General features: G+C 41.7%; 8 protein-coding genes. 3 read left to right on the top strand and 5 right to left on the bottom strand.

Annotated features, from left to right (window positions below; genetic code table 11):
• Position 1 precedes the first annotated feature (1 nt).
• Positions 2 to 1,354 (bottom strand): Na(+)-translocating NADH-quinone reductase subunit A, encoded by a 1,353-nt coding sequence (locus JMX93_RS13195; RefSeq protein WP_193011637.1) that lies wholly within the window; start codon positions 1,352 to 1,354, stop codon positions 2 to 4.
• Between the two features lie 1,119 nt (positions 1,355 to 2,473).
• On the opposite strand from JMX93_RS13195, the gene hisA reads away from it, so the two are divergent.
• The 3 genes from hisA to JMX93_RS13180 all read left to right on the top strand — a co-directional run bounded on the left by hisA (position 2,474) and on the right by JMX93_RS13180 (position 5,303).
• Positions 2,474 to 3,211 (top strand): 1-(5-phosphoribosyl)-5-[(5-phosphoribosylamino)methylideneamino]imidazole-4-carboxamide isomerase, encoded by a 738-nt coding sequence (gene hisA, locus JMX93_RS13190; protein WP_193011638.1) that lies wholly within the window; start codon positions 2,474 to 2,476, stop codon positions 3,209 to 3,211.
• A 65-nt stretch (positions 3,212 to 3,276) separates the two neighbouring features.
• On the top strand, positions 3,277 to 4,914 hold the full coding sequence (locus JMX93_RS13185; RefSeq protein ID WP_499204990.1) for a mechanosensitive ion channel domain-containing protein: 1,638 nt from the start codon (positions 3,277 to 3,279) through the stop codon (positions 4,912 to 4,914).
• 83 nt (positions 4,915 to 4,997) lie between these two features.
• Positions 4,998 to 5,303 carry a hypothetical protein gene (locus JMX93_RS13180; RefSeq protein ID WP_499204989.1) on the top strand — a complete coding sequence of 102 codons (306 nt, stop codon included), beginning with the start codon at positions 4,998 to 5,000 and terminating at the stop codon, positions 5,301 to 5,303.
• 88 nt (positions 5,304 to 5,391) lie between these two features.
• Here the strand turns inward: JMX93_RS13180 and rnr are convergent, their stop codons facing one another.
• The 4 genes from rnr to thrS form a co-directional block, all read right to left on the bottom strand.
• A complete protein-coding gene (gene rnr / locus JMX93_RS13175; protein WP_499204988.1) occupies positions 5,392 to 7,686 on the bottom strand; it encodes a ribonuclease R in 2,295 nt (764 codons plus the stop codon).
• A gap of 136 nt (positions 7,687 to 7,822) precedes the next feature.
• Positions 7,823 to 9,067, bottom strand: a complete 1,245-nt coding sequence (locus JMX93_RS13170; RefSeq protein WP_193011642.1) for a toxic anion resistance protein — start codon at positions 9,065 to 9,067, stop codon at positions 7,823 to 7,825.
• Between the two features lie 322 nt (positions 9,068 to 9,389).
• Positions 9,390 to 9,893 (bottom strand): translation initiation factor IF-3, encoded by a 504-nt coding sequence (infC, locus tag JMX93_RS13165; RefSeq protein WP_193011643.1) that lies wholly within the window; start codon positions 9,891 to 9,893, stop codon positions 9,390 to 9,392.
• 23 nt (positions 9,894 to 9,916) lie between these two features.
• Positions 9,917 to 11,851 (bottom strand): threonine--tRNA ligase, encoded by a 1,935-nt coding sequence (gene thrS, locus JMX93_RS13160; RefSeq protein WP_499204987.1) that lies wholly within the window; start codon positions 11,849 to 11,851, stop codon positions 9,917 to 9,919.
• Between the last annotated feature and the right edge of the window lie 775 nt (positions 11,852 to 12,626).

The following is a 12,626-nucleotide window of genomic DNA, read 5'->3' as shown; positions in this document are numbered from 1 at the left end:
GTTAGCCCTCCAGCTCAATGCGCGTCAAGTTATCACGCAAAATATCACCGAATTCATATTTGCCAGGAGATACGAAGGTGCATAATGCTAAATCTTCTTCGTCCAATTCAAGTACACCCAAATCAACTGCACTAATGATGTCTTCGACAATCAATGCACGCAATAGTTGCGTTGGCAGATAATCTTGTGGCATGACCTCTTCATAGACACCGATCGGCACCATTGCTCGCGGTGAGCCATTACTTGTGGTGGTGAAATTGTATTTTTTGCCACCAAAGAACTGCGAAATATAGATAGGCAGTTTTGAGAAGCGGTTTTTACCTGGACTAAAGAAATGAAACGCTGGGCGCTCACGACCTTCAGGTAACACACTGACTTGATTATGAAAGCGACCAAGATAAGCGGTATTACCAAACACTTTGCGACCTGATAACACCGAACCTGAAATAATACGGTTCTCGCCAGCCGCCAGCTGTCCTTTGGTCAAAGCAGTGATATCAGCCCCGCGCTCGGTAGCTACCAAATGTGGCTTAGTGACCGCAGGACCAGCCAAACTGATCATACGACGTGTATATAAGCGACCGCTGGTGAATAGCTTACCAATCGCAATCACGTCTTGATAACCAATCGTCCATACGGTCACGCCGCGCATGATGGGATGCAAAAAGTGAATGTGCGTGCCAGCCAGACCAGCAGGATGCTTACCAGCAAAGCTATGATACTCAGTGACATTATTAGCCGCCGTTTTGGCGACTGGCGTCAACTGGGCATCACCATGATGGCAAACAAAGGTCTTGGGGCTGAGGGTCGATAAGACAGCAAGTCCGTCATTGAATGCTTGCAACTGATCGTTAATCAGCAGCATTGGGTCAAATGCTAACGGACTGGTATCCATAGCGGTGACAAAAATAGCATGAGGGCGGGCACCGATTTCTGGCGCACGGCTATACGGACGTGTGCGAAACGCTGTCCATTCACCAGAGGCAAGCAGTTGGGTTTCAACGACTTCAGAATCTAGGTCAGCAAGTTGCTGGGAGTCATAGCGCTCGAAGTCTACTTCTTCACCGTTTGGGTCGACCGCAATCACAAGGCTCTCAAACACACGACGTTCACCGCGTTTAATCGCGACGACTTTACCAGCAGCAGGGGCAGTATAGATAACGCCAACTCGTTTTTTGTCTTCAAAAACGGGCTGACCCTTTGCTACGATATCACCTTCTTTGACATTCATTGTGGGCTTCATGCCCACATAATCATAGCCAATAACGGCGACATGTGTCGGTTGGTGCTCAGATATCTCGCGGGAGGGTTCACCGGTGATGGGCAAATCCAAACCTTTTTTGATGGTAATCATAAGCGAAAACTTAGTCCATAGTCTAAAACGATACCAGACGTCCTGTTTGGTATATCGGTAGCATGAATATCTGCGTCATTCAGTAAAGCCCTGTCTCTCTCCCTATAGTTAGTAGGATAGTAATAGAGGGTCTCTGAAAATAACGCATGATCATAACTACTAGTAAGAGTATTAACGCTGACCTTAGACTCCTTAACAACACGTTAATGTCTTATTCGAATGACCAAAGTGGCGACTGGCTACCAAGGTGTATGTTAAAACCATCAAATCAAACACAATCGTTCAAGCCTTTAGCCAAAATAATTGTGTAGGCAGTAGACAGCTCTATCATACGTTTCATTGAAAATTAAAGCTTGTAACACCAGTACAATTGACTACCCTTATCGGTTTGGTATCTTCTCAATAGATACTCAGTTAAATAAGAATATAGCCAAATGATGATCTATCGAAATAGATGATAAACTGGTTGACAGACAAACTAGCGAAGCCATTGTTAAGTAGATTTCACTTATACCAATAAGCAGCTATAGCGCTAGTAATGACTGTTCTAAAATAGTTAACTAGTGATAGAGAGACGATAGAGACTGTAAAAAAGAAAGAGGCGTAATTAGAATTTGGTGCTGCAGAGTAGACTGTTTAAAGGCCACCAGTTGAGATTTCTAATATAACCGTTCTTAGCAATATGTCAGCCAGCATCAAAAAGATGCGCTTAACTGCTGCTCGACTCATCCTGACCGCTATGCAACACTAAGTCATAAATGACTCAATAAAAAGCACAGCGCATGGTTACTATCACATAGAAACAAATAAAAATTTACCTAGGATTATACGCTAAATTGACCTAAAATTGCCAGTCAGTAATTGAATTTATCTAATGTTGCCAGTGATTCAATATATTAAAACTTATGGTTATGATTGCAAGTTTTTTATTGTCATTTCTATCTATCGAAACGGATTTTGGGTCTATCATAGATACCTTTTAATTCGTCTATATATTAAGTCACTTTTGACTGATATTTTTTATGCGTGTTTAGGGGGTATTTAACGTTCAACCTGCCCTTATTTTTGAAATCTAATTTTCTAAATATATTTATTGTTGTGCTTTATAAGGAATGCTATATGTGTGCTGTGCCTGTCATTATCCCAGCTATTGATTTAAAAGATGGTAAATGTGTCCGCTTAAAACAAGGCCGTATGGAGGATGATACGGTTTTTTCTAATGATCCAGTGGCCATGGCGGCACGCTGGGTAGAGGAAGGTGCACGTCGACTGCATTTGGTTGATTTGAATGGGGCATTTGACGGCGTACCCGTTCATAGACAAGTGGTTAATGATATTACTAAAGCTTACCCGAATCTGCCTATTCAGCTGGGCGGCGGTGTGCGCAATATGAACACCATTGAGCAATATATTACGGCGGGTTTGACTTATATCATCATTGGTACAAAAGCGGTCGAAGATCCTGCTTTTGTCGCTGAGGCTTGTCGCGAATTTGCAGGGCATATCATCGTGGGTATTGATGCTAAAGACGGTATGGTTGCCACTCATGGCTGGGCAAATGTGACGGATACCAAGGCGACCGAGCTTGCGAAGCGCTTTGCTGATGTTGGCGTATCGTCAATTGTCTACACTGATATCAACCGCGATGGCATGATGCAAGGCGTCAACGTTGAACAAACTGTCAATTTAGCACGTGAAGGCGGCTTGCCTGTGATTGCCTCAGGCGGCGTGACCAATATGAAAGATATCGAACTGCTGAAACCTTATGGTGATTGTATTGAAGGCATCATTACTGGTCGCGCGATTTATGAAGGCACGTTAAACTTGGGCGAGGCACAAGTTTATTTAGACAGTTAATACTTATTCAAAATTTAGTAAAGAGAAATTAGCAATAAAAATCCGCAAAAAAGCAAAGGATGCTTATGAACACTGACTTTGATCGTTCAACGATGCGCAATTTTATAAAAGCGTGGGGTCAAATGCTGTTGTTACTAAGCATCTTTTTTACCTTTCCAGTATATGCTGCTGGTGAAGAAGTGGCTGGCATAACCACCGAATTAGGGACAGATAAAGCAGAAAACACGGCAGCTGATAACCCTTTACTTGATACTGCATCAGAAGCGGAAGTTTCAGAATCTCCAGTTGTCATATCTGAACCACCGCCACCACCGGTAATCAGTGGTGAGAGCACCAATAATGCGCAAATCGAAACCACTCCTACTCCGCAAAAAGACAATGACATTCGTCAACGTATTCAAGGCATTTTTTCTGAAATAGAAGGCTTGCAGGATGTCAATGTTAGCGTTACACAAGGTGTTGTCACCTTAACAGGAGAGACGCCAAACGAGAAAAAAGCGCAACAAGCCATCAATTTGACCAACCGTCTGACAGATGTGGTCACCGTCGAAGATCGGATTGACCGTACCCTTGATGTACAAGAAAATGTCACCACCGTTTATCAAGGTCTTAAAGCACAAGCCAAAAATCTGGTCAAAGCCTTGCCATTACTATTGGTTGGTATAGTCCTATTTGCATTAGTGACATGGTTTGGTAGTTGGCTGTCTAATCGCAATAAAATGTGGCAACGGCTCACGCCCAATCCGTTTGTCGCCGAATTACTGTCACAAACCGTTAAAGTCATTTTTATTATTTTCGGTTTGATCCTTGCACTGAGTTTGATAGGAGCCGAAACCATTTTAGGCACTTTGCTTGGCGGTGCAGGCGTTATCGGTATCGCCGTTGGTTTTGCGGTCAAAGATACTATTGAGAATTACATTGCCTCGCTTATGCTCAGTATTCGCCAACCATTTCGCGCACGTGATCATATTTTGATTAATAATCAAGAGGGAATCGTAGTACGGCTAACCTCACGTGCGACTATTCTAATGACCTTAGATGGCAATCAGTTGCGCATTCCTAATGCTGAAGTGTTTAAAGCAACGATTTTAAATTACACCAAAAATTCAGAACGTCGATTTACTTTTGAGCTAGGTATTGATTCCAATGATGATCCGTTAGCAGCTATTAAGGTCGGACTGGATGCGATATATACGTTAGCATTCGTTTTAGATGAGCCAAAAGCAGTGGCTGTCATTACCAATGTTGGCGATTCCAATATCATTTTGGAGTTTCAAATTTGGGTAGATCAATCAGACACGGACTTTTCGAAAGCACGCAGTATTGCCATTCGTGAGACCAAGCATGCGTTAGAAAATGAAGGCTTCAGCTTGCCTGAACCGATTTATCGTTTGCGTTTTAATAGTAACTTAGAAAAAGCATTTGAGCATATGCAGTCTAACACTGATAGTACTAAGTCAGACCTGACGATTACGCCGACCATGCCCAAAGTGACTAATGAAAACCTAAATAAGGATAATAACGTTGATGATAAGGACAAAAAACAAGCAAAGGCCCGTGCCAAATTGATTTTACAAGGTCGCAATGCTGATGAGGTGCTCAACGCTCGTCCCGACGACAAACTCATGGAAAAGGTTGAACAGGAAATTGCAGAAAGTTCCGACGAAACTGATTTACTGGATAATAATAGCCCGCAAGAATAATTTGTAAAAACCTGCCAAAAACTAGGCATAAAAAATGCAACGAAACGTATATCTAATGATTATTCAAATACGAGACATTTTTTATGCAAATGAAACACTTGATTATATTTGCCCTGGTTGGCATGGTTGCGTTATTAGGTTTTAACCTTATTAATGGCAGTCAACGTGAGAAAGATAGAGAGAGTATAGCCACCAGTAGTAGCACTGAGCAGGCTTCTACTGGTGTTACCGAATCAGATAGTAACAATGATGAGAAAAACAGTTCAGTCGATATTACTAGCAAGCCGCTTGGTGAGCAGCCAAAAGCGATTCTCGATAGTGCAACAACACAGATAGAGCAAGCACAGCAAGCGGATCAGCAACGCTTGGATCAGAGCGGTGTACAATAGTGTTAAAAACTGACTATTAGAAAAATGAAGTATAAAAAAAGCCAACGATGACGTTGGCCTTTTTTATTATTTGAAGTGTTTGCTAAAACTAGCTTTTCTTACTTGTGCCTTTACTACGGCTGCCAGTCTTTTTAGCGGGGCTTCTTCTATCAGTACTTTTCTTATCAGTGCCTTTCTTAGAAGGCGCGTTCTTCGTTTGATTCATTTCACTAGATTGTAATTTGGCTTTTAAATCAAAGTCAATTTGTAGCAGATCCATATTGACGCCAGCGACCTTGACCTTAACCAAATCACCTAGTCCGAACAATGTCCCTTTATCTTTACCGATTAGCTGTTGTTGCTGTTCATCGTAGACAAAGAAGTCATCACCGACATTGGAGATATGAACCAAACCATCGATATATAAGTCAGTCAACGTGACAAACAAACCGAAGCTTGTGACTGTGGTGACCACGCCTTCGAACTCTTCACCAACATGATCTTTCATATAGTGACATTTGAGCCAAGACTCTACATAGCGTGAGGCTTTTTCGGCACGGCGCTCGGTATCTGAGGTTTGCGTGCCAGCCGCTTCAAGAGAAAAGTCCATCACTGGCTGCTGAGTATTGGTCACTTTTGCTTTGATGGCACGATGCAGCATCAAATCAGGGTAACGACGAATCGGCGAGGTAAAGTGGCTATATTCGTCATAAGCTAGCCCAAAGTGACCGATATTGTCAGGTGCATAGTTTGCTTGCATCATTGAGCGCAACAGCATGCTGTGGATACTAATCGCATCGGGTCTGTCTTTGGTGGCTTCAATAATCCGTTGATAATCGGCTTGCGTTGGATTTTCTTCTGGGAAGCTTAAACCAAAGTTCTTTGCGTATTCGTGAATACGCATTGATTTTTCGCCATCAGGTTTGTCATGGTTACGATATAAGACAGGAAGCTCATGCTTTAACGCAAAATTCGCTGCACAAGTATTGGCCAGCAGCATACATTCTTCAATGAGTTTTTGAGCATCACCGCGAGTACGCGGTAAGATTGCTTCGATACCACCTTTCTCATTAAACTTAATGTAGGTCTCAACTGTCTCAAATTCCATTGCATGGCGCTCTTCACGCTTTTTCAGCAGTAGCTCATACAATTGATGTAAGGTATCGACAGATTTTTTGACGTCTTTATTACCTGTTAATGAGGTAGGTACGCTCTTATCTTCTGGATTCTCAAGATAAGCGTTCACTTGATTATAAGTTAAACGTGCTTGTGAGTGCATGACAGCAGGATAGAATTCATAACCAGTCACTTTGCCTGCTCGTGATATTTTGATATCAGCGACCATACAAAGACGATCACGGTCAGGATTCAATGAACACAGACCATTAGAGAGTACTTCAGGCAACATTGGAATCACACGATGCGGGAAATATACGGACGTACCGCGCTCGTAGGCATCTTTATCAAGTGGCGAGTTTGGTGTGACGTAATAACTGACATCCGCAATCGCAACTAAGACACGATAGTTGCCACCTGAGCGTTTTTCGGCAAATACGGCATCATCAAAATCACGTGCATCTTCACCATCGATAGTAACCAGTGGCAAATCACGCAAATCTGTACGACCTTTTAGATCTTTTTCAGTCGGTTCTTGATAATCGTTGGCTTGCTTCAGTGCTGCTTCGCTAAAATCTGATGGGATATCATAATTGAGTAAGGTGGTTTCAATAATCAGTTCACGATCATTGTCATCAGACAGTAATTCAGTGATTTTACCCGTCGCAAATTCATGCTGATTTGGCCAATCAATAATATCAACCTTAACAGGCGAACCTTGCTTGGCATTCAGCGCTTGTACATTTTCTTCAGTGACAGTAATCGGTTGGTGATTATTCGGACTACCAAGCTCGACACAGTAGCCATCTTCATCACGGGCCAATGTACCAATGAAGTTATTTTGGCGACGTTCCACGACATCAACGATACGCCCCTCGGTGCGACCACGATTGTCTGTCGACGTGCCGACTGCATCTACAGTGTCGCCGTTAAATACCCAGCGCATTTGCTTTTCATGCAAAAACAAATCTGGCATATCGCTTAACAACACAAAACCAAAGCCTTTAGGATGTGCAGACACAGTACCCCTGACGATATCTTGCTGGGTCACCGTGCGATAGCGATAAGGACGACCGTCGCGGTTTACTTGTCCATCACGTGCCATCGCTTTTAGGCGATTGCCTAAAGCGTCAAACTGGTCTGGGTCATCAATATTAAAGGCTTTTGCCAATTGTTGATGCGTGACTTCACCATGCTCATTAATCGTACTGAGTATCAGTTCACGACTAGGGATAGGATTGTCATATCTTTTTGCCTCACTTGAGGCGTTTGGATCGTTCCAACTCATAAATTACCGTATCTATTTTTAAAATTATTAATAATGGCTATCTTAACACGAACGACGTTGCAATATCTTGCGTCAATTGTCTTAAGTGTATTTGGTAGCAGGAAGTTGTTTAATAGGCAACAACTATTAAAACAAATCAAATGTCGATATCGACTGTACTTGATTTATTGGTTATCTTTTTACTATCTATCTCTTTCGATACTTCTAGTACTGTCGTTTGATTAGACTTATCCAAGTATTTTTGTGCCTTATCGACTTCAGTGGTCAAAGTATTGACCGTTTGTTTCATGTTCTCTAGCGCTTCAATTTTATAATTGCTAATCATATCCATCGTATCATAGACGTTATTGAAAGCGTTTTGTAATTTATCAAGCTCAATGCTGCTACTGGTTGCTTGCTCATGGATTTCACCTGACTGGCGTTTGAGCATCGCTGAGGTTGATTCAATCAAGCTACTGGTGGTTTTATTTAAAGCAGTAATTTGATCAAGTACCAGTTTTTGATTGGTCATTGCTTGGGCAACCACGACCGCTGTACGTAGTGCAGATACGGTGGTTGTGGTGGCTCGATCAACGCCTTTTATCAATTCTAAGTTATTGCGGCGAATGGTATCGAGCGCTAAATAGCCTTGCACGTTCACGGCTAACTGGGTTAAAAAGTCGGTGTTTTTTTGACGAACGTAAAACAACATCTCTTCTTTAATAATGCGTGCTTTTTCGGGGTCAGTCGCCTCTATGGCGTAGACTTTTTGCTCTAACTGCTCATCAATCTTTTTGCCAACATAAACATATTGGCGTATCGATTGCATCAGCTCCCACATATTGACTTTTTCTTGCTCGATCATAGCATTGTCTTTGAGCAGCTCATCCTTACCATTATATAAACTGGTAACAACGGCATTGATATGTGACTGTGCAGATTCGTACTGACGGAAGTAATCTTGTACTTTATTGCCAAATGGGATGAGACCGAATAATTTACGTGAACTGGTCAGCTCTTTCTTACTCGGGTCTAAATCTTCTACAATACCGCGTAGCTCAGTCAATGACTTGGCGATAGGAGAGTTGTCAAACAAGCTGTCATTGAGACTTTTGGCGGGTAAATCGAGCATACGATTAGACACTTGCGCTGATTCACGAATCTCTTTGGTTCCGAGGTTGTGAATCGATTGCACGTTCTGTCGAAACTCATCGCTATGCACAGAGTTAGTGATAACGTGGTCAACAAAGGCATCGACTTTGGCATCAAGCTCTGGGATTTGGCTGTCATCCAACTTGACCATTTGATCTGCTTCACTTTTTTGTATTTCTCTCACAGGTTCAGGCGCGGTCAGAGAAATACTTGGCGTCGTTGCATTTTCTGGTGGGGTCAATTCTTGCATGAAATTTCCTTCGATATCGGATAAAAGTAGTGTTTTTTGTCAACGACTCTGATGGTCGTGATATACGTTATTTTTATACACTTACTAGAAATTTTTGATAAATGCTGATTAGCAAATATAAAACAGACCTTTAGATTACCGCGTAATCAAATGGTTGAGAAGGTGGATTTTGTAAAATAGAGTCAGCCAATTATATCTGACTCAACACATTTAACAGAGATATGTATCTATTCAAATAATAAAAAACCATCAATATCCCGCAGCATATTGATGGTTAAGATTATAAATATCTATATCGACTAACAGCCATCTAATAAACAGATTACTTTTTCTTAGTTGGCCCAAGTAGCATACCCATTTGACGACCTTCCATCTTAGGGTATTGCTCAACGTTAGCAATCTCAGCAGTATCTTCGATAATACGATCTAGCTGCTTACGACCAATATCTTGGTGCGCCATTTCACGGCCACGAAAGCGAATACTGATTTTAACTTTGTCTTGGTCTTCCAAAAAGCTGACGATTTTTTTCAGTTTAACCTGATAATCAGCTTCTTCAGTACTAGGACGCAGCTTCATCTCTTTCAGCTGAGTTTGCTTTTGGTTCTTTTTAGCTTCTTTCGCCTTTTGCTTTTGATCATAGAGGAAATGCTTGTAATCCATGATTTTGCAGACAGGCGGCTTGGCATCTGGAACCAATTCGACCAAATCTAGATTGTCCTCACGTGCCGCTTTCATCGCGGTTTCGATATCGACCACGCCCATTTGTTCGCCGTCTTCTTTGACGAGACGGACTTCTTTGACATTGATATCTTCGTTGATGTTCAAACGGTTCGACTGTTTAATAGGTATTACTCCTCATCTGTTTTTGGGGTCTGTCGGCCTTTTTCAGCGACAGCGGTCTGTACTAATGTAATAAATTCTGGAACACTCATCACGCCAAGGTTTTCACCTTCACGAGTACGGACATTGACACTGCCCGATTCGACTTCTTTATCCCCTAATACTAGCATATAGGGAATACGTTCTAATGTTTTCTCTCGTATCTTAAATCCAATCTTTTCGTTACGCAAGTCACTAATAGCTCGCAAACCTGAATTTTTGAGTTCGCTGACCACATTTTCACAAGCATCTGCCTGTTTATCCGTGATATTCATCACCACAACTTGTTGCGGTGCCAACCATACTGGCATCCAACCGGCGTAGTTTTCAATCAATATACCGATGAAGCGTTCAAATGAACCTAAGATGGCACGGTGCAACATGATAGGTATTTCGCGCTCGTTTTGCTCATTGACGAATTCGGCATCAAGGCGCTCAGGCATGTTTGGATCAACCTGAATAGTACCGCACTGCCATACACGACCTAAAGAATCTTTCAAACTAAATTCAATCTTCGGACCGTAGAATGCACCTTCACCTGGTAAATATTCCCAGTCAAGACCTGAGCTATCAAGCGCATCGGCTAAGGCTTTTTCGGCAAAATCCCAAGATTCATCGCTACCAACCCGTTTTTCAGGACGAGTCGAGAGTTTCATGATGATATTATCAAAACCAAAATCTTCATACACAGCAAGGGTCAGCTTAATAAAGTCAGCGACTTCTTGCTGAATTTGCGACTGTGTACAGAAGATATGGGCATCATCTTGGGTAAAACCACGAACGCGCATCAAACCATGCAATGAGCCAGATGGTTCGTTACGATGGCATGAGCCAAACTCTGCCATACGTAATGGCAAGTCACGGTAAGATTTCAAGCCTTGGTTAAAGACTTGCACGTGGCATGGGCAGTTCATTGGTTTTACCGCATAATCACGATTTTCACTGGCAGTTGTGAACATGTTGGTCGCATAGTTGCCCCAATGTCCTGAGCGCTCCCACAAACTGCGATCAACGATTTGTGGCGTTTTAATTTCTTCATAGCCATTATCATGTTGTACTTTGCGCATATATTGCTCAAGTACTTGATAAATCGTCCAACCATTGGCGTGCCAAAACACCATGCCCGGTGCTTGCTCTTGCATATGGAATAGGTTTAATGCTTTACCAATCTTACGATGGTCACGTTTTTCGGCTTCTTCAATACGCTGAATATAGGCTTTTAGGTCTTTTTTATCTGCCCAAGCCGTACCATAGATACGTTGTAGCTGTTCGTTTTTGGCGTCACCGCGCCAATATGCCCCAGACATTTTGGTCAGTTTAAAGACTTTTAGGAATCGTGTGTTTGGCACGTGTGGACCACGGCACATATCGACATATTCTTGATGATGATATAGACCAAAGGCTTCTTCGCCTGGCATATCGTTGATGAGCTTAAGCTTATAATCTTCACCGCGCTCTTCAAAAATCTTAATCACTTCTTCGCGTGGCGTTATTTTTTTGATAACGTCATAATCTTGCTTGATCAGCGCCATCATGCGTTTTTCAATCGCTGCCATATGCTCAGGGGTAAATGGTGTTTCGCTATAGATGTCATAATAAAAACCATCTTCGATAACAGGACCAATTACCATTTTTACATCAGGATAAAGCTGTTTAACAGCATGACCCAATAGGTGAGCACATGAATGGCGAATGATATCAACGCCATCGGCATCTTTTGGCGTCACGATTTCGACTTTGGAATCAGCAATAATAGGATCATGCGCATCCACTAGATGCCCGTTTACACGGCCAGCAACCGTTGCTTTAGCCAACCCTGCGCCAATGCTTTGCGCCACTTCCATGACCGTTGTATTGCCTTCAAAGTTTTTTACGCTACCATCGGGTAAAGTAATCGCTACCATAATCTATTCACCTTTTTGGGTCCGTTGGCAGTGATGATTGCAACCATCAATCATATAACCGTAAGACCACATCAATTATATCTAACTACTATGATATGTTGTAAGAGATAAGCACGACTTAATAGCACTGTTTTTTCTTGTCTTATATAGCATGAAATTAAGAGCCATTTAATAAGCTATAATCAAAGCGCTAAAAAGGTAGAACAAACGACCTTTTAATAACATGAAGCAGAAATACTATTAAGTAATGTCATAAAAGCGACTATTATAGCAAAAACTGCTTATCAACACTAGATATCAGGGGGTTAAGTCAGCTTCTATATATAGGTTCGCTCAGCATTAATATCAAGGGTAATGAATATAGATGTGGTTTATAGCTACAGATAAATAGTATATCTTTTATCGTCATAAATTGATTTGCTGCTTTTAGAGGGCAGACTGAGCTTATTCATAAGTAAGAACTAGATAGTCAAAGACTGTTTTCAGAATATAACTTCAGCTTCTAATAAATAGATTTTACCTAACCTATTGAAAAATATCAGGTGTTTTTAAGTTGATAAAATAAATCAAAAAACCTTTTAAAAAGCGGTTGACTCAAGATTTAAAGCGTCTATAATACGCCCACACAAGACGAGCTGGCAGTGATTAGTGTGTAGATTACACATAAATAACGCAGTTAACTTGAAGAAACAAATTATAAAAAAGCTTGACAATTCAAATCATTATGATAAGATAGTCGGCTCGCTAGATGGCTTAACTGGCAACGGTTTAAGAC

Source organism: Psychrobacter muriicola 2pS, assembly GCF_904846535.1.
Classification (GTDB): domain Bacteria; phylum Pseudomonadota; class Gammaproteobacteria; order Pseudomonadales; family Moraxellaceae; genus Psychrobacter; species Psychrobacter aquimaris.
Note: the sequence above shows the minus strand (reverse complement) of the source record. Positions and strands in the feature narration are given on the sequence as shown.

What these genes read in the sequence shown, in the direction of transcription:
- JMX93_RS13195 (WP_193011637.1), bottom strand. Translation starts at nt 1,354, where the DNA reads ATGATTACCATCAAAAAAGGTTTGGATTTGCCCATCACCGGTGAACCC.
- hisA (WP_193011638.1), top strand. Translation starts at nt 2,474, where the DNA reads ATGTGTGCTGTGCCTGTCATTATCCCAGCTATTGATTTAAAAGATGGT.
- JMX93_RS13185 (WP_499204990.1), top strand. Translation starts at nt 3,277, where the DNA reads ATGAACACTGACTTTGATCGTTCAACGATGCGCAATTTTATAAAAGCG.
- JMX93_RS13180 (WP_499204989.1), top strand. Translation starts at nt 4,998, where the DNA reads ATGCAAATGAAACACTTGATTATATTTGCCCTGGTTGGCATGGTTGCG.
- rnr (WP_499204988.1), bottom strand. Translation starts at nt 7,686, where the DNA reads ATGAGTTGGAACGATCCAAACGCCTCAAGTGAGGCAAAAAGATATGAC.
- JMX93_RS13170 (WP_193011642.1), bottom strand. Translation starts at nt 9,067, where the DNA reads ATGCAAGAATTGACCCCACCAGAAAATGCAACGACGCCAAGTATTTCT.
- thrS (WP_499204987.1), bottom strand. Translation starts at nt 11,851, where the DNA reads ATGGTAGCGATTACTTTACCCGATGGTAGCGTAAAAAACTTTGAAGGC.